Here is a 22,099-nt window from a genome sequence, read left to right on the forward strand (position 1 = left end):
CACCGCATCCCGTTCGGATGCGCCGGGCGGTCTCAGGAATTCAGGTACGTCAGGACGGCGAGGACCCGGCGGTGATCCCCCTCGCTCGGGGACAGGCCCAGCTTGAGGAAGATATTGCTGACATGCTTCTCGACCGCGCCGTCGCTCACCACCAGTTGCCTGGCGATGGCCGAATTGGTCCGTCCCTCGGCCATCAGCCCCAGAACCTCCCGCTCCCTCGGCGTGAGCCCCGCGAGCACGTCCTGCTTACGGCTGCGGCCGAGCAGCTGCGCCACGACCTCCGGGTCGAGGGCCGTACCCCCCTGGGCCACCCGCACCACCGCGTCCACGAACTCCCGCACCTCTGCCACGCGGTCCTTCAGCAGATACCCGACCCCGCGGCTGGAACCGGCCAGCAGTTCCGTGGCGTAGCGCTCCTCCACGTACTGTGACAGCACCAGCACGCCGAGCCCCGGATGGGTCTTCCGCAGCCGCACCGCCGCCCTGACGCCTTCGTCCGTGTGCGTCGGCGGCATGCGCACGTCGGCGACCACGACGTCCGGCATGCTGCCCTCGGCATCCAGCTCCGTGACGGTCTTGATCAACGCCTCCGCGTCGCCCACCCCGGCGACGACGTCGTGCCCGCGGTCGGTGAGGAGCCTTGTCAGGCCCTCCCTGAGCAGCACGGAGTCCTCGGCGATGACCACGCGCACCCTGTCCTCCACGATCCTTGGCCCCCGTTGTTCGAATCCGCCCCGATGACCCGTCAAGCATTTCAGGTTTTGGGGTGGGGTGGGGTGGGTTGGGTTGGGGCTTCGGTGGGGTGGGTTGGGGCCTTCGGTGGGGAGAGGGGGTGCGGTTGGGGCCTTCGGTGGGGAGAGGGGGTGCCGTCGGGGGCTGGGTGGGAGAGGGCAGGGTGGGGTGGAGGGGTGCGTGGGGGGGCTTTGAGGTGGGTGGGGGGGCTTTGAGGTGGGTGGAGGGGTGTGCTGGGTGGTTTACCCGCGCCAGGGCAGTTCCGCCGTGATGCGGGTGGGGCCGCCCGCCGGTGAGTCGATCACCAAAATGCCGTCCACCGCGTTCAGCCTCTCCGCGAGCCCGGCCAGACCGGAGCTCCCGCTCGCGCCTGCCTCGGCCCCGCCCACGCCGTTGTCCATGACCTGCAACATCAGCCGGTCCTCCGACCGCCAGACGTCCACCGCGGCCGAGGTCGCCCGCGCGTGCTTGCTGATGTTCTGGAGGAGCTCGGAGACCGTGAAGTACGCGATGCCCTCGATCGCGGGCGCCGGCCGCGACGCCAGGTCCACGTCCACCTGCACCGGCACCGTGCAGCGTGAGGCGACCGCGGAGAGGGCGGCGTCCAGGCCGCGGTCGGTGAGGACCGCCGGGTGGATGCCGCGTGCCAGGTCCCGCAGTTCCTGCAGCGCCGTCTTCACCTCGCCGTGCGCCTCGTCCACCATCCGTGCCGCCGCCCGCGGATCCTCGGCCAGCTTCTCCTTCGCCAGCCCCAGATCCATCGCCAGCGCCACCAGGCGGGCCTGCGCCCCGTCATGCAGGTCGCGCTCGATGCGGCGCAGATCCGCGGCGGCCGTGTCGACCACGACCCCTCGGTCCGACTCCAGCTCCACCACCCGCGTCGCCAGCCGCGACGGTCCGAGGAGCCCGTGCACCAGCAGCCGGTCCACCAGGGTGAGGGCCCGCACGATCCACGGCGTGGCCAGCGTGAACAGCAGCCCCACCAGCGCCGTCACCGTGATCTCGAACGGGTTGTCGAGGTAGATCTGGTGCGTCTCGTCGCCGTACAGCTGCAGCCCGTCCTGTCCGCCGTACATCGGGAAGAGCCAGAACCACACCGGGTACGTCAGCAGCGCCCAGCCGTACGCGCAGAAGTTCACCGCGACGACGAAGGAGAACACGGCCCACGGGAAGTGCAGCACCGCGTACAGCAGGTGCCGCCAGGACGTGCCGCTCTTGAGGACCGCGCCCATCCACGCCATCACACCGCTCTTGCGCACCCGCAGCGGCTCCGGGTCGGCCACCTCGAGCCCGAGCAGCCCCCGCGCCCGCGCCCGCTCCAGCGCGCCGAGGCCCCGGCAACCGGCCAGTCCCGCCGCCAGTACCGGTATCCCGAGGAACGTCACCAGCAGGCCCGCGCCGAGCGCGAGCATCGTCACGGCGTACGTGAACATCAGCACGCCGATCGGCAGGCTGAGTAGCACGTAGGCGAGTTCCCGCCAGGTGCGGCCCTCGAACGGCGCCCGCAGCCCGGCGGGCAGCCGGAACCGCCGCCGGACGTTCCCTTCCGCACCCCGGTCGGACGGCCCGCTCCGGCGTCCGTAGCCGTGCCCGTACTCCGTGGCCATTGGCTTGGTCCCCGTTCTCCTCAGTCTGCTGTGCTTGCTCGTTGCTCCGTGCGTGTCCGGCGGACGCTTCGTCGCGGCTCCCACCCTGCTCTGCGCGAGGGCCGCGGACCATGGAGGCCGTCGGCCTCTTGAACGGGGGGTTTCCCCCACCCCCTCAGCGCTGTCGGTCCCGCCACGGCAGTTCCGCGGTGATGACCGTCGGGCCGCCCTGGGGGGAGTCGATGACGAACAGGCCGTCAACGGCGTCGAGGCGTTCCGCCAGGCCGCGCATTCCCGTGCCGCCGTCGAGGTGGGCGCCGCCCCGGCCGTCGTCGGCGACCTGTATGAGGAGGCGTTCCTCGGTGCGCCAGACGTCGACGGACGCGGCCTTCGCGCCGCTGTGCTTGCTGACGTTCTGCAGCAGCTCGGAGACGGTGAAGTAGGCGATGCCCTCGATGGCCGCGGCCGGCCTGTACTCCAGGTCGACGGTCACCTGCACCGGCACCGTGCAGCGTGAGGCGACCGCGGAGAGGGCGGCGTCCAGGCCGCGGTCGGTGAGGACCGCCGGGTGGATGCCGCGCGCCAGGTCCCGCAGTTCCTGGAGCGCCAGCTTCACCTCACCGTGCGCCTCCTCGACCATCGCCGCCGCGTGGTCGGGATCCTCCAGCAGCTTCTCCTTGGCCAGGCCGAGGCCCATGGCCAGGTTGACCAGGCGGGCCTGTGCCCCGTCGTGCAGGTCGCGCTCGATCCGTCGTAGATCCGCGGCGGCCGTGTCGACGACGACCCCTCGGTCGGACTCCAGTTCGGCGATCCGCCGCTCCAGCTCGTCGGAGGGCGACAGCAGCCCGCGCACCATCGCCCGGTCCGCGTTGGCCAGCCCGCGCGCGATGAACGGCAGCACCGGCCACAGCACGAACAGCGAGGTCAATGTGAGGGTGAAGGTGAGGATGCCCCACGGCAGCCGTATGAAGTCGTACAGGACGGTCCGCCAGCCCACCGGGTCCTTCAGCGCCATCCACAGTCGCGGGAGGAAGCCGCCCGCGCTCCGCACGGGCAGTCGGCTCGGCTCGTCCACGCGCACCCCGAGCAGCGTCCTGGCCCGCGCCCGCTCCAGCCTGCCCAGCTGCCGGGCGCCCAGCAGACCGGCCGCGAGCAGCGGGAAGCCGATCACCGTGACGGTGAGGAAGGCGCTGGTGGACAGCACCGTGACGACGTAGACGAAGCCCAGCAGGGCCATCGGCAGGTTCGCCAGGAGATGGGCGATCTCCTTCCAGGTGTGCGCGTCGTAGGCGAGGCGGGGCGGCGGCAGGCGGTCCGGGTTCGGGTCGGTCGCCGCCGCGCTCGCGGGCGGGAGTTTCTTGGTCACATGGGCCAGCGTGCCCGGCGGCAAGCGCCCACGCCATGAGGTGCACCGCCACGTTCTCCTGAGGAAAACCCCACCCTTGCCTCTCAGGGCCCGATGGGCTGCTTACCGTCCCTTTAACAGGCCCTAGACTCACGTTGCGTACAGGTCGTCGAACAGCGGCGTCCACGATCGGCAAGTTCGCGAGACCGGCAGGGCATCGCGGCATCGGCGGGGCATCGCGACATCGGCAGGGCATCGCGGGACCGCCGGGCCGGTCGAAACGTCATGTCGAAGAGTCGAAGAGTCGTAGGGTCGAGGTCAGGGGAGCGAGGGACGGACGTGCGGGAATCGACCGTCGAACCGACCGCCGTCGTCGCGGCGGACTACTTCCAGTCCTATTCGGTCGTCGGACTGCTCGCCGCCATCGGCGTGCTGTTCGTCGCCATCGCCTTCGGCGCGGGTCGGCTGCTGCGCCCCGTCGCGCCCACCCCAGAGAAGCTCCTGACCTACGAGTGCGGCGTCGACCCCGTCGGCGAGGGCTGGGCCCACACCCAGGTCCGCTACTACGTCTACGCCTTCCTCTATGTGATCTTCGCGATCGACTCGATCTTCCTCTTCCCGTGGGCCACCGTCTTCGCCGCCCCTGGTTACGGAGCGACGACCCTGGTGGAGATGTTCATCTTCCTCGGCTTCCTGGCCGTGGGCCTGCTCTACGCGTACAAGAAGGGTGTCCTGGCATGGACGTGACGCCAGAAGCGACCCCCTCGGTGACTCCTTCCACGGGTGCCGCACAGCCCGTACCGGGTGCGGAGCCCGTCCCGCTGCCGGAGCCGAAGCGCCTCGGCGCCCTCGCGCGCCTCGCCCCCGAGCCGATGAAGGTCGTCCTGAACTGGGGCCGCCGCTACTCGCTCTGGGTCTTCAACTTCGGCCTCGCCTGCTGCGCCATCGAGTTCATCGCCGCCTCGATGGCCCGCCACGACTTCATCCGCCTCGGCGTCATCCCGTTCGCGCCGGGCCCCCGCCAGGCCGACCTGATGGTCGTGTCCGGCACCGTCACGGACAAGATGGCGCCCGCCATCAAGCGCCTGTACGAACAGATGCCCGAGCCGAAGTACGTCATCTCCTTCGGCGCCTGCTCGAACTGCGGCGGCCCGTACTGGGACTCGTACTCCGTCACCAAGGGCGTCGACCAGGTCATCCCCGTCGACGTCTACGTCCCCGGCTGCCCGCCCCGCCCCGAGGCGCTGCTCCAGGGCATCCTCAAGCTCCAGGAGAAGATCGCCCGCGAGTCGCTGGGGGAGCGGTACGGTTCCGCACGTCCGTCGGCGGCGGCCCTGCAGAGCGGCCTGGTCCAACCGCCCGCCACCGGCGGCACCGGCGGCACCGGCGCGGGGGAGGCCCGATGAACGGCACAGTCGGCTGGCTTCCCGCCCCCGCCGAGGACCTCTTCGGTACGGAGGCCACGGCCGAGGAGTCGTACGCGCTCCTGACCGTGGACGTACCGCCCACGTCCTGGACCGCCGCCCTGCGCACCGCCCGCGACGAGCTCGGCTGCACCTACTTCGACTGGCTGAGCGCGGTCGACGAACCGGGCACCGGCTTCCGCGTCTCGGCGCACCTGGTCGCCCTCGCCCCCGTACGCCGCCTGCTGCTGCGCACCACGGTCCCGCACGAGGCCCCCGTCCTCGCCTCCGCGGTCGAGGTCTACGCGGGCGCGGCCTGGCACGAACGCGAGACCCACGAGATGTTCGGCGTCACCTTCGAGGGCCACCCCGCCCTGGACCACCTCCTCCTGCCGGACACCTTCGAAGGCCACCCCCTTCGCAAGGACTTCGTCCTCGCCGCCCGCGTCGCCAAGGCCTGGCCCGGCGCGAAGGAGCCCGGCGAGTCCGAACACGGCGGCCCCAAGCGCCGCCAGATGCTCCCGCCGGGCGTCCCCGACCCGAACGAGTGGGGCCCCCTCAAGGGCCAACTCCCCCCGGCCCCGACCCGCCCGGCCCGGGGCACGGCCCGCCCTGCGGGCGACCGCCCCGTACGCCGCACCCGCACCGCGGCGGAGGGCTCCGCAAGCCAGCCGCCGCCGACCGCCGCCGGCACACCCACGGAGACCCCACCACCGACCGGCCCACGCCGAGCCCGGAGCGTGAGCGAGGGGTCGGTGTCGCAGCGTGGGGAGGGTTCCTCGGAGGGTGGGGCTGCTTCGGTGGCTCCTCGTCGTGGGCGGGGTGTGAGTGAGGGGTCCGCCTCCCAGCGCCCGGAGGGTACGGAGGCTGCCGCCGAGCAGGCAGGACCTGGACCTTCCGGTACGGCGGCCCCTGCGGGCCCCCGCCGTGCCCGCAGCGCATCCGAAGGTTCCGCCTCGCAGCGCGCCCAGGCACCGGCGGCGGAGAAGCCGACCCGCCCGACCCGCCCGACCACCCCGCGCAGCCCCGACGCTCCGTGGCACCACGCCCGCCCGGCCTTCGACGAGCCCGAGGCCAAGGACGCGCAGGCGCAGGAGACCGAGGATGCGGAGGGGCCGGAGGACAGGGGCGCGGAGGGACCGGAGGGCGCGGAGGTGCCGGAGGGCGCGGAGGTGCCGGACGGCAAAGACGCGAAGGTGCCGGAGGGCAAAACCACGGAGGTGCCGGAGGCCAAGGGCGCTGGGCCGGAAGCCGAGGGAGCGACGGAGACGGAGGCCCGGACGGAAGCCAAGGCGAGCGAGGCTGAGCCGCCGCAGCGGCCTGCGCCCGAGCGCGCGGAGCCGGAGCCGGATCCGAGCCCGGAAGCCGAGCCGGAGCGCGACTCCCGGGCGCCCCAGACCCCGCTGGAGCCCCCCGCCCCCAAGGACTCGGCACCCGGCGAACCAACACCCCCCAGCCCCGAAGACCCCTCAGGAGGCCGACAGTGAACGACGTGCTCGACGTCGCCCTGCGACTCCTGATCGTCTTCGGCGTCTTCCTCACCTTCCCCTTGATCATCGGTCAGACCGAGCACAAGGTGATGGCCCATATGCAGGGCCGCCTCGGCCCCATGTACGCCGGTGGCTTCCACGGCTGGGCCCAGCTCGTCGCCGACGGCGTGAAGTTCGCGCAGAAGGAGGACGTCGTACCGGCGGGCGCGGACCGCCGTATCTTCCAGCTCGCCCCTGCCATAGCCCTCCTCCCGTATCTGCTGGTCCTGCTCGCCATCCCCGTCGGCCCCGGTGAGGGCGCGGTGGGTGTGGTGATCGACGCGGGCATCTTCTTCGTACTCGCCGTCATGGGCGTCGGCGTCCTCGGCTCGCTCATGGCCGGCTGGGCCAGCGCCAACAAGTTCTCCCTCCTCGGCGGCCTGCGCACCGCCGCCCAGCTGCTCGCCTACGAACTCCCGATGCTCCTCACCGCCGCCTCCGTCGCCATGGCGGCCGGCACGGTCTCCCTGCCCGGCATCCTCGACGCCTTCGAGTGGTGGTGGCTGCCCTGGCAGATCGTCGGCGCGATCGTGTTCTTCGTCGCGGGGCTGGCCGAGCTCCAGCGCCCGCCGTTCGACATGCCCGTCGCCGATTCGGAGATCATCTTCGGCGCGTACACCGAGTACACCGGCCTGCGTTTCGCCCTGTTCCTCCTCGCCGAGTACGCCGGGATCGTCGTCCTGTGCGGTCTGACCACCGTCCTCTTCCTGGGCGGCTGGCACGGCCCCTGGGGTGCCGACGGCCTCGGCTGGGTCTGGACCCTGCTGAAGGCGGCCGTGCTCGCCTTCATCGTGATCTGGTTGCGCGTCACCTACCCCCGGCTCCGCGAGGACCAGCTCCAGAAGCTCTCCTGGACCCTGCTCGTCCCCCTCTCCCTCGCCCAGATCGCCCTCACCGGCATCGTCAAGGTGGTGATCCAGTAGCCATGGCCGAGTCTCTCCCGCCCACCCGGCCCCGCATTCCCGGCAGCGGTCTCGCCAAGGGCTTGGCCGTCACCCTCCGCACGATGACGAAGAAGACCGTCACCGAGCAGTACCCGGACGTCCAGCCCGACCTGCCGCCCCGTACCCGCGGTGTGATCGGCCTGTTCGAGGAGAACTGCACGGTCTGCATGCTGTGCGCCCGGGAGTGCCCGGACTGGTGCATCTACATCGACTCCCACAAGGAGACGGTCCCGCCCGCCGCCCCGGGCGGCCGCGAGCGCAGCCGTAACGTCCTCGACCGGTTCGCGATCGACTTCTCCCTGTGCATGTACTGCGGTATCTGCATTGAGGTCTGTCCTTTCGACGCTCTGTTCTGGTCCCCGGAGTTCGAGTACGCCGAGACCGACATCCGCGACCTCACCCACGAACGCGACAAGCTCCGCGAGTGGATGTGGACGGTGCCCGCCCCGCCTGCCCTCGACGCCGGCGCGGAGGAACCGAAGGAGGTCGCCGCCGCCCGCAAGACCGCCGAGAAGCTGGCCGCAGCCCAGACCGAGCCCAGCGAGCCCGCTGGTCGGCAGGGCGGCGAGCCCGCCGGTTCCCAGGGGGGCGGTCCCGCTGGTCGGCAGGGCAGCACGCCCGCCGGTCCCCACGGCGGCGGTCCCGCCGGTCCCCACGGCGGCGGTCCCGCCGGTCCCCACGGCGGCGGTCCCGCCGGTCCGCAGGGTGGCGAGCCCGCCGGTCCGCAGGGCGCCGAGCCGACCGATCCCCAGGGAGGAGCCTCATGACCCTCGCCGCGAGCCAGCACGGATTCCTCTCGCCGACCGGCGTCGAAATCGCCTTCCTCCTCGTCGGCGTGGTGACCTTCGCCGCCGCGATCGTCACCGTCACCACCCGGCAGCTGGTGCACGCCGCCCTGTGGCTCGTGGTGACCCTCGGCGGACTCGCCGTCGAGTACCTCCTGCTCACCGCCGAGTTCATCGCCTGGGTGCAGGTGCTGATCTACGTCGGTTCCGTCGTCGTCCTCCTCCTGTTCGGTCTGATGCTCACCAAGGCCCCCATCGGCCGCTCCCCGGACGCCGACTCCGGCAACCGCTGGGCCGCCCTCACCGTGGCCGTCGCCACGGCCGCCGCCCTGGTCTGGGTCGTCGTCGACGCCTTCCGCACGACCTGGATCGACCTGGACGATGCCCCCGCCGGCTCCACGGAGGTCACCGGCAAGGCCCTCTTCCAGAACTGGGTCCTCCCCTTCGAGGCCCTCTCCGTGCTCCTCCTCGCCGCGCTGGTCGGCGCGATCGTCCTGTCCCGCAAGGCGAAGGCGGACGAGGCGACGGCCAGCCACGCGAGTGCCCCCGGCAGCCGAAGTGACAAGGACGGTGCCCGCTGATGCACCTCGCCTACCCCGCCGTCCTGTCCGCCCTCCTGTTCTGCACCGGCCTGTACGGAGTCCTCGCCCGCCGCAACGCGATCCTGGTCCTGATGTCGGTCGAGCTGATGCTCAACGCTGTCAACCTCAACCTGGTCGCCTTCGACGTCTGGCTCAGCAGGACCGCCGAGGAGACCCTGCACTCCGGCCAGGCCCTGACCCTGTTCACCATCGCCATCGCGGCCGCCGAGATCGGCATCGGCCTCGCGATCGTCCTCGCCGTCTACCGCAACCGCGGCACCTCGGACATCGACAAGCTCCGCGACACCGCCGAGGGCCACGAGACCGACGGACCCGACGGCGAGGCCTCCGCGGCGGAGCCGGCCGCCGAGAAGGCTGAGGCCACCGCGTGACCACGACCACCCTCGCCTACCTCGTCCCTCTCCTTCCGTTCCTGGGCGCGGCCGCCGGTCTGCTCCTCGGCCGCACGGCTCCCGGCTTCGTCCGCCCGATCGCCGTCCTGCCGACGCTCGCCTCGCTCGTCCTCGCCGTCCTGGTCGCCGTCCGCCAGGGCGGCGACGAGGCCATCGACGCCGCCACCGAACTCACGCCCACCGGCTCGATCCCGATCGAACTCGCCGTGCACATCGACGGCTTCGCCGCCCTCGTCGCCGTCCTCGTCGGGTTCGTCGCGCTCTGCGTGCAGATCTACTCGACCGGCTATCTGCAGGACGACCCGCGCTACTCCTCCTACGCCGCGCTCGTCTCCCTGTTCACCTCCGCGATGCTCCTCGTCGTCTACTCGGGCGACCTGATGGTGCTGCTGGTCGGCTGGGAAGTGATGGGCATCTGCTCCTACTTCCTGGTCGGTCACTACTGGGAGACCCCGGAGGCCCGCGCCGCCTCCCTGAAGGCCTTCCTGGTCACCAAGCTCGGTGACGTTCCCTTCCTGATCGGTCTGTTCGCGCTCGCCGTCGACGCGGGGTCGTTCCGCATCACGCGCGTGCTCGGCGCCGTCGCGAACGGCGGACTCGACCACCCCACGCTGATCGCCCTGCTGCTCCTCGCCGGTGTGGCGGGCAAGTCGGCGCAGTTCCCGCTGCACTCCTGGCTGCCCGACGCGATGGCGGGCCCCACGCCCGTCTCCGCGCTGATCCACGCCGCGACGATGGTCGCCGCCGGTGTCTACTTCATCGCCCGTCTCCTCCCCGTCTTCCAGGCCTCCTCGGCCGCGATGGTCGTGCTCGCCGTCATGGCCGCCGTCACCATGGCGGGCTCGGGTCTCGCGGCGCTCGCCCAGGACGACATCAAGCGCGTCCTCGCCTACTCGACGATCGGCCAGCTCGGCTACATGACCGGCGCCCTGGCCGTCGGCGACCGCGGCGCCGCCGTCTTCCACCTCCTGTCCCACGGCGCCTTCAAGGCGCTGCTGTTCCTGGCGGCGGGCGTGATCATCCACGCCGCCGGCACCAACTCACTGGCCGCCATGTCCCGCATGGGCGGCCTGCGCGACCGCGTCCCCGACGCCTACTGGACGATGACCGTGGCGCTCCTCGCGCTCGCCGCGATCCCGCCCTTCAGCGGCTTCTTCTCCAAGGAGTCCGTCCTCGCCGCCGCCGAGCACGTCACCACCGGCCACACCGAGCACATCCCCGGCGCCGCGGGCTGGATCGTGCTGGTCGCCGGCCTGGTCACGGCCCTGCTCACCGCCGCGTACGCGATGCGCCTGTGGCTGCTCGCCTTCCGCGGCCACGGCACCGAGGCCCCCGACCACGGCAGGCAGCCCCTGACCATGACCGTGGTGCTGTGGGTGCTCGCCGCCCCGTCACTCGCCCTGGGCGGACTGGCGTACCAGTCGCTGCCCGGCTGGTTCGACGGCGGTGAGCTGACCCCGACCCTCACCACGTCCGTGCTGGGCACGGGCCTGGCCCTGGTCGGCGGCATCGCCACCTACGCCGCCTGGCGGCACACCAGCACGCTCGCGGCCCGCGTCCCGCTGGGTGCGGTCGCGGCCCACCCGGAGGGTGACGCCGCGCAGGTCGAGGCCGAGGCCATCGCCACCCACGAGCCCGCCTACGGCGACGTGGCCCACGCACCCGACCCGGCGGACCCGGGACGGCTGCTGCTCGGCCCGCTGCACCGGCACGCCGCCGCCGGCTTCCACCTGGACGCCGTGTACTCGGCGCTGTTCGTCCGCCCGGTCCGGGGCGGCGCCAGTCTGGTCCGGTTCCTCGACCGCGAGGTCGTCGACACCTACGTACGCGGGGCGGGCACCCTGCCCCGCTGGCTTGGAGCCGCCGTCCGGCGCGCCCAGACCGGCAATGTGCAGACCTATGTGAGCGCGCTGCTCGCCGGCACCGTCGTCCTGGTGGTCGCCGCCGTCCTCGTCGCCACGGGAGCGTGAGCAGGCGTGATCGATATCAACGAGTCCGTGATGCAGTTCCTTCTCGCGTTCGTCGTCGTCGGCCCGCTCCTCGGCGCCGCCGCCGCTCTCCTGCCGGCCCCGCCCGGGCTGAAGGGGAAGTCGCCCGAGCAGGCCGTGCTGCGGCACGGCGTGACCGTGACCGGCGCGGTCCTCGCCGCCGCGATCGTCCTGGCGCTCGGCTTCGACCACGGCCAGCCGTCGAAGATGCAGGCCAGCACGGACATCAGCTGGATCCCCGCACTCGACGTGCGGATCCACCTCGGCATCGACGGCATTTCCCTCCCCCTTGTCGTCCTGACCGCGCTGCTGACCTTCCTCTGCGCGCTCTACTCGTACTTCAAGATGCCCGCGGGCCCGACCCCGAAGGCCTTCGTCGCACTGCTGCTCGTCCTGGAGTCCGGCACCCTCGCCACCTTCGCCGTCCTCGACCTGCTGCTGTTCTTCCTCGCCTTCGAGATGGTCCTGATCCCGATGTACTTCCTCATCGCCCGCTGGGGCGGCGAGGGGCGGACGCAGGCCGCCTGGAAGTTCATCCTCTTCACGCTGCTCGGTTCCGTGGTCATGCTGCTCGGCCTGCTCCTGATCGGAATCACGGCGGGCACATTCGACATGGTGGCACTCGCCACTGACAACGGCCGCTCGCTGACCACATCCGTGCAGGTCATCGCGGTTCTGGCGGTCGGGATCGGACTCGCGGTCAAGACGCCGATGTGGCCGCTGCACAGCTGGCTGCCGGACGCCCACACCGCCGCGCCGACCGTCGGCTCGGTCCTGCTGGCCGGCGTACTGCTGAAGATGGGTACGTACGGGTTCGTTCGAATTCTGCTGCCGATCACGCCGGACGGATTCCGCACCTTCGCCCCCTACCTCGCCGCCTTCGCCGTCGTCGGGATCATCTACGGATCGCTGGCCTGCCTCGCCCTCGCCAAGCAAGGCGCGAAGGGCGACCTCAAACGCCTCATCGCCTACTCCTCCGTCGGCCACATGGGCTTCGTCCTGCTCGGCATCGCCACCATGACCCCCACCGGCGTGAACGGCGCCCTGTTCGCCAACATCGCCCACGGCCTCATCACCGGCCTGCTGTTCTTCCTGGTCGGCGCGCTGAAGGACCGCACCGGCAGCACCGACCTCGACGCCCTCGCCGACAAGACCGGCGCCGCGCTGTACGGCAAGGCCCCGCGCTTCGGAGGCCTGCTCGCCTTCGGTGCCGTCGCCTCCCTCGGCCTGCCGGGCCTCGCCGGGTTCTGGGGCGAGATGCTGGCGCTGTTCGGCGCGTTCCAGCCCGCCGCCGGCCTCAGCCGCCCCGCCTTCCTCACCTTCATGGCGATCGGCGCGTTCGGCACCCTGCTCACCGCCGCGTACCTGCTCGTCGTGGTCCGCCGGGTCTGCATGGGCGTCGTACCCCAGGACGCACCCAAGCTCGCCGACGTGCACATGTATGAGTACGCGGCGTGGACCCCGCTGGTCGCCCTCACCGTCGTCGCCGGACTCTGGCCGAAGGCCCTCCTCGGCCTGACCGACCCGGCCGTGCAGCAGCTCCTCGCAGGAGGCACCCGATGAGCTCCCTGGCCCAGTCACCGGTCGAGTCCCTGGTCCAGTCCGTCGACTGGCTCGCCATCGCGCCGCCCACCATCGCAGCCGTGGTCGCCCTCGCCGTCCTGGTCGCCGACCTGTTCGTCGGCGACACCAAAAAGGCGCTCCTCGGGTGGGTGTCCGTGGCCGGTCTCGCCGTGTCCACGCTGATGCTGCTGCCGCTCCTGGACGGCGACCGCTCCACCTTCTGCCTCATCGGCGACGCCGACGTGTGCAGCTACACGGCGGACCGGTTCACGCTCGTCATCCAGTTCCTGGTCCTCGGCGGCGCCCTCCTGACGGCCCTGCTGTCCGTCACGGCCGTCAAGGACGCGCGCGGAGGACTCCCCGAAGGGGAGTTCTGGTTCCTGCTGCTCTCCTCCGCGGCCGGCGCCGCCCTCCTGCCGGCCTCCCGCGACCTCGCCACGCTGATCGTCGCCCTGGAGGTCGCCTCCCTGCCCGCGTTCGCCCTGGTCGGCATCCGGCACGGCGACAAGAGGTCCTCCGAGGCGGCCCTGAAGTTCTTCCTGTCGTCGGTCACCGCGACCGCCGTCAGCCTCATGGGCATCAGCTTCGTGTACGCCGCCACCGGCACCCTCTACCTGACCCAGATCGCCGAACGCATCCAGGACGTCGACGGACAGCTGCACACCCTCGCGCAGACCGGCGTCGTCCTCACCCTCATCGGCTTCGCCTTCAAGACGGCCGCCGTGCCGTTCCACTTCTGGGTGCCCGACACCTATGTGGGCGCCCCGCTGCCGGTCGCGGCCTATTTGTCGGTGGTCGGCAAGGCTGTCGGCTTCTCCGGGCTGATCCTCGTCACGGTCATCGCCTTCCCGTCGTACGCCGACGTCTGGGGCCCGGCCCTGGCCGCCCTGGCCGCCCTCACCATGACCGTCGGCAACGTCGGCGCCCTCCGGCAGCAGGGCACGCGCGCGTACAGCGCGGTACGCCTGCTCGCCTGGTCGTCCGTCGGCCAGGCCGGTTACCTCCTGGTGCCGATCGCCGCCGCCGCGTACTCCGACGACGCCGAGCACTCGATCGGCTCCACGGTCGCCTACGCGCTCATGTACGCCGCTGTGAACCTGGGCGCCTTCGCGGTGGCCGCACTGGTGGGTCGTACGAGGACCCTCAACCGCGTCAGCGACTACCGGGGCCTGTACGCCTCGAACCCCGTGACGGCGCTGCTGCTGGCCTTCTTCCTGCTCTGCCTGGCCGGGCTGCCGCCGGGCATCATCGGCCTGTTCGCCAAGGTCACCGTCTTCTCCGCGGCCGTCGACGCGGGCCTCGGCTGGCTGGCCGTGGTGATGGCCGTCAACGTGGTGATCGCGCTGTTCTACTACCTCCAATGGACGGCCCTGCTGTTCCGCGCCCCCGAGGCAGAGCCCGCCAAGCACCTCGTCCCGGCCCCCCTCACGGCGGCGATCGCGCTGACCGCCGTCCTCGGCATCGGCCTGTCCGGAGCACCCCAGCTGGTCCTGCGCTTCGCGGACACCGGGCTCTTCTAGACACTCACCCGGACTGCCGGGCGCCCTCACCCGGACGGCCGACGTGCGCCGCCGCACGCACAAGGGAACTAGTGGCCGTCGCCTCGCGTTGTCCACATCGGGAGGGTCCACTGGACGTGTCACCACGGCACCAGCGGGACCGGAGATCAACAAGCAAAGGGTTCCCCTGCTGCACCACTTGGAGGGCGTACCGTGCACCGCCGGCACAACGGGCTCAGGACCGCAGTACTCCTCGGGGGACTGTCCGCACTCATCATCCTCATCGGCAGCTTCTTCGGACGTGTCGGGCTCGTCGTCGCCGTCCTGATCGCGCTCGCGACGAACGCCTACGCCTACTGGAACAGCGACAAGCTGGCGCTACGCGCGATGCGGGCCCGCCCGGTGAGCGAGTTCGAGGCCCCCGCGCTGTACCGCATGGTCCGCGACCTCTCCACGCAGGCCCGCCGGCCCATGCCCCGCCTGTACATCTCCCCGACGGAGGCGCCGAACGCCTTCGCGACCGGCCGCAACCCGCGCAACGCCGCCGTGTGCTGCACCGAGGGCATCCTGCGGATCCTGAACGAGCGAGAGCTGCGCGGCGTCATCGGGCACGAGCTGAGCCACGTCTACAACCGCGACATCCTCATCTCATCGGTCGCCGGCGCCCTCGCCTCCGTGATCATGTTCCTGGTCAACTTCGCCTGGCTGATCCCGATCGGCCGCTCCGATGACGACGACGGCCCCGGCCTCCTCGGCATGCTGCTGATCATGATCCTGGGTCCTCTCGCGGCCACCCTTATCCAGCTGGCCATCAGCCGCTCCCGCGAGTACGAGGCCGACACCTCCGGTGCCCAGCTCACCGGCGACCCGCTCGCCCTCGCCAGCGCGCTGCGCAAGCTGGAGGCCGGCACCAAGCAACTTCCGCTGCCCCCCGAGCCCCGGATCGAGACCGCGAGCCACATGATGATCGCGAACCCGTTCCGCCCGGGCCAGGGACTGTCCAAGATGTTCTCCACGCACCCGCCCATGGCGGAGCGCATCGCTCGCCTCGAACAGATGGCAGGTCGTCGCCCGTGAAGACAATCCTGAACGTCATATGGCTCGTCCTGAGCGGCTTCTGGCTGTTTCTCGGCTATCTGCTGGCGGGCGTGCTGCTGTGCATCACCATCATCGGCATCCCGTTCGGCATCGCCGCGTTCCGCATCGGCGTCTACGCCCTGTGGCCCTTCGGGTACACGACGGTCGAGCGCCGCGACGCCGGAGCCCCCTCCTGCGTCGGCAACGTCCTGTGGCTGATCCTCGCGGGCTGGTGGCTGGCCCTCGCCCACATCGCCACCGGCATCGCGCTGTGCGTCACGATCATCGGCATCCCGCTCGGCATCGCCAACTTCAAGCTCATCCCGGTCTCACTGCTGCCCTTCGGCCGCGAGATCGTCTCCACGGACAGGCCGTTCGCGGCGGGTTGGTGACGCACGCCCGGAGTGCCGCGTTTTCCGCAGCCTGGCGGTTGTCCACAGCCGGGCGGTTGTCCACAGGCCGGCCCGACTGTCAGTGCCGCCTTGCATGATGAACCCATGACCGAGATCGAGCAGTTGCTGGCACGGGTGGAGGGCAAGGCCCGTAACACCCGCCCGTGGGGCTGGACTTCACTACCCGAGCCCGTGGACGCCGCCACGGTGGCCCGCGCCGAGACCGTGCTCGGCTTCCGCCTGCCGCCGCTGCTCGCCGCCCTCTATCTGCGGATAGGAGACGGTGGATTCGGCCCGGAGTACGGCCTGCTGCCTCTGCTCGACAGCCCACCCGCCGACGAGCCCGCCGCCGTCGTGCAATACCTCGCCAACCGCGAGAGCGGCCGCAAGGACCCCGAGTGGCCCTGGCCGGAAGGGGTGCTTCCGATATCGCACTGGGGCTGTGCGATGTACGCCTGCGTGGACTGCCTCGACCCGCAGGCCCCCGTCCTGCTCTTCGAACCGAACGCCGACGACGCCGACCACGCCTGGTACGTCGACGCCCTCAGCCTCACGGCCTGGCTGCGCGCCTGGGTGGACGGCACGGGCTGGTACGAGGAAACGAACGAAGGGGTGGACCTGGCGCCCTGGTCCGACTTCCGCATACGTACGACCCCGACACCGGCCTCGTGACCTCGTAGCCGAATTGGCCCAGCCCACCCACCAGCGGTGTGGCATGTGCCGCACCCCGCTGGGCGGTGCAACCGCCAGGTACTGCCGTGCCGTCCTCGGCAGTGACAGAGCACGCAATCCCGCCAGACCTGGCACCTGCGGCGAGGCAAGGGGCCGACAGCGGGCGAGGCCAGGCGTGGACCGCAACGCGACAACAGCGTGACGCATATCACGCACGTACGCACAACGGGAGCACGCACAACACACCAGCACCACGAATGACGCACCACGGAGCACGCACCACGCACGAGCACGATCTGCACCCGCCCGGGGCGGACATCGCCAAGATCACAGTTCCGGGACAGTGCAGACACAGCGCGGAAGGGCAGGTTCACGGCATGAGCATCATCGCTTGGATCATCCTGGGACTGTTGGCCGGAGCCATCGCCAAGTTTCTGCTGCCGGGCCGTGACCCGGGCGGATTCATCGGAACGACAGTGATCGGCATTGCGGGCGCGTTCATCGGCGGCTGGATATCGGCCCGCTGGCTGGACCACCCGGTCACCAAGGACTTCTACGACGGCGCCACGTGGGCGGCGGCGATAGGCGGCTCGCTGGTCCTGCTGATCGGGTACCGCATCCTGTGCGGCCACTCGCGCGACTGAGCGCGGGGCACCGCGCGTACGGGCTCCGCGTCGGAGCGAGAAGGGTGGGCCACCGGGCCCACCGGCTGCCCACCCTTCCTCGGACGCGCGCGGCGTCGGGTTACCGGTAGTTCACGAACTGCAGCGCGAAGTCGAAGTCCTTGCCCTTCAGCAGGGCGATCACGGCCTGAAGGTCGTCCCGGCTCTTGGAGGTGACACGCAGCTCGTCGCCCTGGACCTGGGCCTTGACGCCCTTGGGACCCTCGTCGCGGATGATCTTCGCCACCTTCTTCGCGTTCTCCTGGGAGATGCCCTCCTGGATCGACGCGAAGATCTTGTACTCCTTGCCCGAGAGCTGGGGCTCGCCCGCGTCCAGGGCCTTCAGCGAGATGCCGCGCTTGATCAGCTTGGACTGGAAGACGTCGAGGACGGCCTTCACGCGGTCCTCGGAGTTCGCCTCCATCAGGATCTTGTCACCGGACCACGAGATCGAGGCACCCACGCCCTTGAAGTCGTAGCGCTGCGAGATCTCCTTGGCGGCCTGGTTGAGGGCGTTGTCGACCTCCTGCCGCTCGACCTTCGAGACGATGTCGAAACTGGAGTCGGCCATGTGCTGTGGCTCCTTGTATCGGGGTGCGAATCGGGTGCGTAGCGGCGTACGCGGGGCGGCGGCCCGGTCGGCTGGAACCCGTGGCCGCATCCGGACAAGCCTAGCCACCCCCCGTCCCCCGAGCGCCGATCAATCGGGTGGCGAAGCACCCCTCCGTATCGGGTATTGTTTACGTCGTTGCCAGCGAGCACCGCCGAAAAGCGGTTCGAGCGGCATCGAACCCCGGCGGTGTGCCCGAGCGGCCAAAGGGAGCAGACTGTAAATCTGCCGGCTCAGCCTTCCCAGGTTCGAATCCTGGCGCCGCCACTGTGAAGAGGACCCCCTCCAGGTCTGCGGAAACGCAGAGCAGAGGGGGTTTCTTCATGTTCCGTTGAGATCGCCGTCGTGAACCGCTGCCGCGGCCGGTCTCAGTTTCCGGCCACCGACTTCACGGCCACCGAGACCGGTGTCGACCCGCTGATCAGTTCCAGGGTCAGACCGGCTGTCGCCGGGGTGTCGAGCAGCTCGGCCAGTACGGCGGCCACGTCGTCGCGCGGGATCGGGCCGCGGCCGGTGTGCGCCTCCAGGCGGACCAGGCCCGTGCCGGCGTCGTCCGTCAGCGCGCCGGGGCGCAGGATCGTCCAGTCCAGCGCGTCCTGGCGGGTGACGTGCGCGTCGGCCTCGCCCTTGGCGCGCAGGTAGACGTCGAAGACCTCGTCGCCCTGGTGGTTCGGGTCGGCGCCCATCGAGGAGACGACGAGGAAGCGGCGTACACCCGCCCGGACCGCCGCGTCCGCGAACAGCACCGCCGCGCCCTTGTCGACCGTGTCCTTGCGTGCCGCCCCGCTGCCCGGGCCGGCACCGGCCGCGAACACCGCCGCGTCGGCGCCCTGCAGATACGCCGCGACCTGCTCGACCGTGGCCGACTCCAGGTCCAGCAGGACCGGTTCGGCGCCCGCCTCCCGCAGATCGTCGCCCTGTTCGGCGCGGCGGATGATGCCCGCCACCTCATAACCGCTCGCGGCGAGCAGGCGCTCCAGCCGCAGCGCGATCTGTCCATGACCTCCAGCGATGACAATGCGCATGCTTCCGACCGTACGCCCGAACGGCCGCATTCGCCCCATGAGATGGGTGGGGTCTCGGGTGGGTGGCCCACGACACCCCGGCGCCCCACCACACGCCCCGGGTGCCCTACGACAACTCGCCCGGGCGCCCTATGACAACTCGCGGGTGCCCTACGACAACTCGCCCCGCCCCTGCCGAGGCAACCCCAGCTCCGCCGCCGCGGCCGAGTTGCAGTACTCCCGTACCGCGCTCGTCCGTGCCACCACGCGCCCCCGGTGCACCACGATCCGGCTGTACGCCAGCGACAGGGCACCCGCCAGCCGGTCCCCGCGCACGGCCAGCAGCTCGGCCGGGAAGCCCGCCTCCACACGCACCTCGGGGAGGCCCAGGGCGGCGCGGGCCGACGTGCTCACGGCGTCGTAGGCGTCCTCGGGGCGCAGGCCGTAGTGGGAGGCCAGGAGGTACGCGGCCTCCAGGGGATCGCCGCGGCCCACCGGGTTCGAGGGGTCCCGTAGGGCGCCGCTGCCGGCGGCAAGGCGTACGCCGGCGGCGCGCAGCAGTCGGACCGGCGGCGTCCCGCGCCGGTCCGCGCCCGCGCAGCCGCCCTGGGGCAGGCACACCACCGTCACCCCCGCCGCCGCCAGCTGGTCGGCGGTGCGGGACGCCAGGTCGGCGGGAAGGTCGCCCAGGCCGCCGCAAGGACCGATCGTCACGCCGGGGCGCAGGCCGCCGGCCATCGCGGCGAGGCGGGCGAGGCGGGCCGGGTCGGTGGCGTCGGTGTGCAGGTCGACGGGGCAGCCGTGTTCGGAGGCGACCTCCAGGACGGTCTCCACATAGCCCGTCGGATCGGGGTCGAGATCCGGACAGCCGCCCACCACGGAGGCGCCCATCTTCACCGCGTCCCGCAGCATGGCGAGCCCGTCCGCCCCGGCCACCCCGGTCAGCACCCGTGGCATCGCCACCGCCGTCAGCTCGGCGAGCCCCCGCAGCGACCGCCGCGCCCGCAGTACGGCGGTCAGCGCGCCCAGCCCCTGAACGTCCCCCACGCGCACGTGTGCCCGCAGCGCGGTCGCCCCGTGCCCGAGCTGCAGCAGCGTGGCCTCGGTGGCCCGGCGCTGGACGTCCTGCGGGTCGTACGAGACGGGGCCGTCGATGTCGGCGGACAGGGCCGTGTCGGCGTGGGCGTGGACCTCGGCGGGGGCCGGCAGCAGGAGATAGCCGCTGAGATCCACTCGGCCGCCACCGCCACCGCCACCGCCACCGCCACTGTCACCACGAGATCCGCCCAGGCTGCCGGCCGTCCCCACCGCTTCGATCCGCCCGCCGCCCAGCCGGACGTCCACGGTCCGGCCGTCGGTCAGTCGCGCGCCGCACAGCAGCAGGCCGGCCACGCCGCTCTGTCCCGACTGTCCCGAGCCCGACGGGGACGACGACGAACGGGGCGGCTGCGGCTGGCTGTCGGGCATCGCGCTCCAGGGCTCGGAATCGGGGGCGGGGCTCATCACGCACTCATGACGACTCCTGACGTCTCCTGACGTACCCATGACGCACCGCCGCGTCACGGACGCAAGATCACGCAGAGTGAGTCGAGCCTAGGACGGCGTTCGGTCCGTGGCGCGGAGGAGCGCAATAGTCGTACCGGTGTGGTCCGCCGCACGAGGGGCGATGCTCAAGAGGCCCTTGGGGCTCCTGAGGGCGCGGGAGGGCGGCGAGGGGGAGGCGGGGCGGGGACGGGGAAACGGATTTGGGTGAACGGCGGCCGAGCGTGTAATGTCTTCATCGCTCGCCCCAATAGCTCAGTCGGCAGAGCGTCTCCATGGTAAGGAGAAGGTCAACGGTTCGATTCCGTTTTGGGGCTCTGGTGCTAGCGCCGCTCGCGGCGTGTGCATCGCAGCGGTGTAGCTCAGTCGGTAGAGCAAGCGGCTCATAATCGCTGTGTCACCGGTTCAAGTCCGGTCACCGCTACTGACAGTAGCCGATTGCGGGGTCGGTCCTTCGATCGGCTACTCTTTCTTGCGTTGAATTAACCTACCCGTTCGTCAAGGAGCACTCACGTGGCTGCCACCGACGTCCGCCCGAAGATCACGCTGGCCTGCGTGGAGTGCAAGGAGCGGAACTACATCACCAAGAAGAACCGGCGTAACAACCCGGACCGGCTTGAGATGAAGAAGCACTGCCCCCGCTGCAACGCGCACACCGCGCACCGCGAAACGCGCTGACGCAGGCTCGTACATCTCGTACGGCTCGTAACACGAGGCCGCCCCACAGTTCAGGGGGCGGCCTCGTGGCCTTTTCGGTCACCCTTTCGTTTTCGGTCACCCTTTCGGCCGGCGTGCCCACCGAGCGCAATCGGCCACAGCGGCTTTTATACGGTTGACCCGGCACGGTGGGTCGACCAGAGCAGAAACCAGGAGGTGCCGAGCCATGGCGCTCGACCAGTCCTTCGTGGGGCGGAGCTACCCGCCCACCGACCACTACGAGGTGGGCCGGGAGAAGATCCGTGAGTTCGCGGAGGCGGTGGGAGACGCCAACCCGGCCTACACGGATCCGGAAGCCGCCAAGGCCCTCGGCCACCCCGACGTGATCGCCCCGCCCACCTTCGTGTTCGCGATCACCTTCAAGGCGGCGCGGCAGGTCATCGACGACCCGCAGCTCGGCCTGGACTACAGCCGCGTCGTGCACGGCGACCAGAAGTTCGCCTACAGCCGCCCGGTGCGCGCCGGTGACCGGCTCACGGTCACCTCGACGATCGAGACCATCAAGTCCATGGCGGGCAACGACATCCTGGACGTCCGTGGTGAGGTCCACGACGAGGCCGGGGAGCACGTCGTGACCGCCTGGACCAAGCTGGTGGCCCGCGCGGCCGAGGAGGCGTGAGCAGATGACCGCCAGGATCGCGTACGCCGACGTCGAGGTCGGCACCGAACTGCCCGCGCAGTCCTTTCCCGTGACCCGCGCCACGCTCGTCCAGTACGCGGGCGCCTCCGGGGACTTCAACCCCATCCACTGGAACGAGAAGTTCGCCAAGGAGGTGGGCCTGCCGGACGTCATCGCGCACGGCATGTTCACCATGGCCGAGGCGATCCGCGTGGTCACCGACTGGGCCGGGGACCCGGGAGCGGTCGTCGAGTACGGCGTCCGCTTCACCAAGCCCGTCGTGGTCCCGAACGACGACCAGGGGGCCACGATCGAGGTCAGCGGCAAGGTGGCCGCCAAGCTCGACGACAACGCGGTCCGTGTGGACCTCACGGCGACGAGCGCCGGACAGAAGGTCCTGGGGATGTCCCGGGCGGTTGTCCGACTGGCTTGAGCT

The 22,099-nt window shown here is 71.0% G+C and carries 23 protein-coding genes and 3 tRNA genes; 20 read left to right on the forward strand and 6 right to left on the reverse strand.

The window, feature by feature from the left end; translation table 11 throughout:
- Positions 1-32: 32 nt before the first annotated feature.
- The 3 genes from KWI83_RS15230 to KWI83_RS15240 all read right to left on the reverse strand — a co-directional run bounded on the left by KWI83_RS15230 (position 33) and on the right by KWI83_RS15240 (position 3,684).
- Positions 33-692, reverse strand: coding sequence for a response regulator transcription factor (locus tag KWI83_RS15230; RefSeq protein ID WP_308122069.1), 660 nt, complete (start codon positions 690-692; stop codon positions 33-35).
- 282 nt (positions 693-974) lie between these two features.
- The gene (locus KWI83_RS15235; protein ID WP_218514909.1) at positions 975-2,339 is read right to left on the reverse strand and encodes a sensor histidine kinase; all 1,365 of its coding nucleotides are present in this window, start codon (positions 2,337-2,339) and stop codon (positions 975-977) included.
- Positions 2,340-2,493: 154 nt separating this feature from the next.
- Complete coding sequence (locus KWI83_RS15240; protein ID WP_218514910.1) at positions 2,494-3,684, reverse strand: sensor histidine kinase; 1,191 nt, start codon at positions 3,682-3,684, stop codon at positions 2,494-2,496.
- Between the two features lie 318 nt (positions 3,685-4,002).
- Here KWI83_RS15240 and KWI83_RS15245 point away from each other — a divergent pair, with 318 nt between their 5' ends.
- The 14 genes from KWI83_RS15245 to KWI83_RS15310 all read left to right on the forward strand — a co-directional run bounded on the left by KWI83_RS15245 (position 4,003) and on the right by KWI83_RS15310 (position 17,153).
- On the forward strand, positions 4,003-4,410 hold the full coding sequence (locus tag KWI83_RS15245; protein ID WP_141309576.1) for an NADH-quinone oxidoreductase subunit A: 408 nt from the start codon (positions 4,003-4,005) through the stop codon (positions 4,408-4,410).
- Positions 4,401-5,069 carry an NADH-quinone oxidoreductase subunit B gene (locus tag KWI83_RS15250; protein ID WP_256362304.1) on the forward strand — a complete coding sequence of 223 codons (669 nt, stop codon included), beginning with the start codon at positions 4,401-4,403 and terminating at the stop codon, positions 5,067-5,069. Before KWI83_RS15245 ends, KWI83_RS15250 begins: the two co-directional genes overlap by 10 nt.
- Positions 5,066-6,553 carry an NADH-quinone oxidoreductase subunit C gene (locus KWI83_RS15255; protein WP_218514911.1) on the forward strand — a complete coding sequence of 496 codons (1,488 nt, stop codon included), beginning with the start codon at positions 5,066-5,068 and terminating at the stop codon, positions 6,551-6,553. Before KWI83_RS15250 ends, KWI83_RS15255 begins: the two co-directional genes overlap by 4 nt.
- Positions 6,550-7,518: a complex I subunit 1 family protein gene (locus KWI83_RS15260; protein ID WP_218514912.1), complete on the forward strand. Its 969-nt coding sequence runs from the start codon at positions 6,550-6,552 to the stop codon at positions 7,516-7,518. The genes KWI83_RS15255 and KWI83_RS15260 overlap by 4 nt, the downstream gene beginning before the upstream one ends.
- Positions 7,519-7,520: 2 nt before the next feature.
- Positions 7,521-8,306, forward strand: coding sequence for an NADH-quinone oxidoreductase subunit I (locus KWI83_RS15265; protein ID WP_218514913.1), 786 nt, complete (start codon positions 7,521-7,523; stop codon positions 8,304-8,306).
- Positions 8,303-8,905, forward strand: coding sequence for an NADH-quinone oxidoreductase subunit J (locus KWI83_RS15270; RefSeq protein ID WP_218514914.1), 603 nt, complete (start codon positions 8,303-8,305; stop codon positions 8,903-8,905). Before KWI83_RS15265 ends, KWI83_RS15270 begins: the two co-directional genes overlap by 4 nt.
- On the forward strand, positions 8,905-9,297 hold the full coding sequence (gene nuoK, locus KWI83_RS15275; RefSeq protein WP_218514915.1) for an NADH-quinone oxidoreductase subunit NuoK: 393 nt from the start codon (positions 8,905-8,907) through the stop codon (positions 9,295-9,297). The genes KWI83_RS15270 and nuoK overlap by 1 nt, the downstream gene beginning before the upstream one ends.
- Entirely contained in the window at positions 9,294-11,288 is a 1,995-nt protein-coding gene (locus KWI83_RS15280; RefSeq protein ID WP_218514916.1) for an NADH-quinone oxidoreductase subunit L, read from the forward strand. The genes nuoK and KWI83_RS15280 overlap by 4 nt, the downstream gene beginning before the upstream one ends.
- Positions 11,289-11,294: 6 nt before the next feature.
- Entirely contained in the window at positions 11,295-12,869 is a 1,575-nt protein-coding gene (locus KWI83_RS15285) for a NuoM family protein (protein ID WP_218514917.1), read from the forward strand.
- A complete protein-coding gene (locus tag KWI83_RS15290; protein ID WP_218514918.1) occupies positions 12,866-14,389 on the forward strand; it encodes an NADH-quinone oxidoreductase subunit N in 1,524 nt (507 codons plus the stop codon). The genes KWI83_RS15285 and KWI83_RS15290 overlap by 4 nt, the downstream gene beginning before the upstream one ends.
- A 192-nt stretch (positions 14,390-14,581) precedes the next feature.
- Entirely contained in the window at positions 14,582-15,445 is an 864-nt protein-coding gene (htpX, locus tag KWI83_RS15295) for a zinc metalloprotease HtpX (protein WP_218514919.1), read from the forward strand.
- Positions 15,442-15,837 (forward strand): YccF domain-containing protein, encoded by a 396-nt coding sequence (locus tag KWI83_RS15300; RefSeq protein ID WP_141309587.1) that lies wholly within the window; start codon positions 15,442-15,444, stop codon positions 15,835-15,837. The genes htpX and KWI83_RS15300 overlap by 4 nt, the downstream gene beginning before the upstream one ends.
- A gap of 105 nt (positions 15,838-15,942) precedes the next feature.
- Positions 15,943-16,509, forward strand: coding sequence for an SMI1/KNR4 family protein (locus tag KWI83_RS15305; protein WP_218514920.1), 567 nt, complete (start codon positions 15,943-15,945; stop codon positions 16,507-16,509).
- 377 nt (positions 16,510-16,886) lie between these two features.
- Positions 16,887-17,153, forward strand: coding sequence for a GlsB/YeaQ/YmgE family stress response membrane protein (locus tag KWI83_RS15310; RefSeq protein ID WP_218514921.1), 267 nt, complete (start codon positions 16,887-16,889; stop codon positions 17,151-17,153).
- A gap of 100 nt (positions 17,154-17,253) precedes the next feature.
- Here KWI83_RS15310 and KWI83_RS15315 read toward each other — a convergent pair whose 3' ends face one another.
- Positions 17,254-17,742, reverse strand: a complete 489-nt coding sequence (locus KWI83_RS15315) for a YajQ family cyclic di-GMP-binding protein (RefSeq protein WP_218514922.1) — start codon at positions 17,740-17,742, stop codon at positions 17,254-17,256.
- A 224-nt stretch (positions 17,743-17,966) separates the two neighbouring features.
- Between KWI83_RS15315 and KWI83_RS15320 the strand changes: the two genes are divergently transcribed.
- Positions 17,967-18,048: transfer RNA gene (locus KWI83_RS15320), tRNA-Tyr, on the forward strand.
- A 101-nt stretch (positions 18,049-18,149) separates the two neighbouring features.
- Here KWI83_RS15320 and KWI83_RS15325 read toward each other — a convergent pair.
- Positions 18,150-18,806 carry an SDR family oxidoreductase gene (locus KWI83_RS15325; RefSeq protein ID WP_218514923.1) on the reverse strand — a complete coding sequence of 219 codons (657 nt, stop codon included), beginning with the start codon at positions 18,804-18,806 and terminating at the stop codon, positions 18,150-18,152.
- 150 nt (positions 18,807-18,956) lie between these two features.
- The gene (locus tag KWI83_RS15330; protein ID WP_218515060.1) at positions 18,957-20,252 is read right to left on the reverse strand and encodes an amidohydrolase family protein; all 1,296 of its coding nucleotides are present in this window, start codon (positions 20,250-20,252) and stop codon (positions 18,957-18,959) included.
- A gap of 319 nt (positions 20,253-20,571) precedes the next feature.
- On the opposite strand from KWI83_RS15330, the gene KWI83_RS15335 reads away from it, so the two are divergent.
- The 5 genes from KWI83_RS15335 to KWI83_RS15355 all read left to right on the forward strand — a co-directional run bounded on the left by KWI83_RS15335 (position 20,572) and on the right by KWI83_RS15355 (position 22,096).
- A tRNA-Thr gene (locus tag KWI83_RS15335) sits at positions 20,572-20,644 on the forward strand.
- Positions 20,645-20,678: 34 nt separating this feature from the next.
- Positions 20,679-20,751 (forward strand) — tRNA-Met (locus tag KWI83_RS15340).
- Between the two features lie 89 nt (positions 20,752-20,840).
- A complete protein-coding gene (gene rpmG / locus KWI83_RS15345; RefSeq protein ID WP_003948671.1) occupies positions 20,841-21,005 on the forward strand; it encodes a 50S ribosomal protein L33 in 165 nt (54 codons plus the stop codon).
- Between the two features lie 205 nt (positions 21,006-21,210).
- On the forward strand, positions 21,211-21,663 hold the full coding sequence (locus KWI83_RS15350; protein WP_218514924.1) for a MaoC family dehydratase N-terminal domain-containing protein: 453 nt from the start codon (positions 21,211-21,213) through the stop codon (positions 21,661-21,663).
- Positions 21,664-21,667: 4 nt separating this feature from the next.
- Positions 21,668-22,096 carry a MaoC family dehydratase gene (locus KWI83_RS15355; RefSeq protein WP_218514925.1) on the forward strand — a complete coding sequence of 143 codons (429 nt, stop codon included), beginning with the start codon at positions 21,668-21,670 and terminating at the stop codon, positions 22,094-22,096.
- Positions 22,097-22,099 lie beyond the last annotated feature (3 nt).

The organism is Streptomyces sp. TRM70350 (genome assembly GCF_019219825.1).
GTDB lineage: Bacteria > Actinomycetota > Actinomycetes > Streptomycetales > Streptomycetaceae > Streptomyces.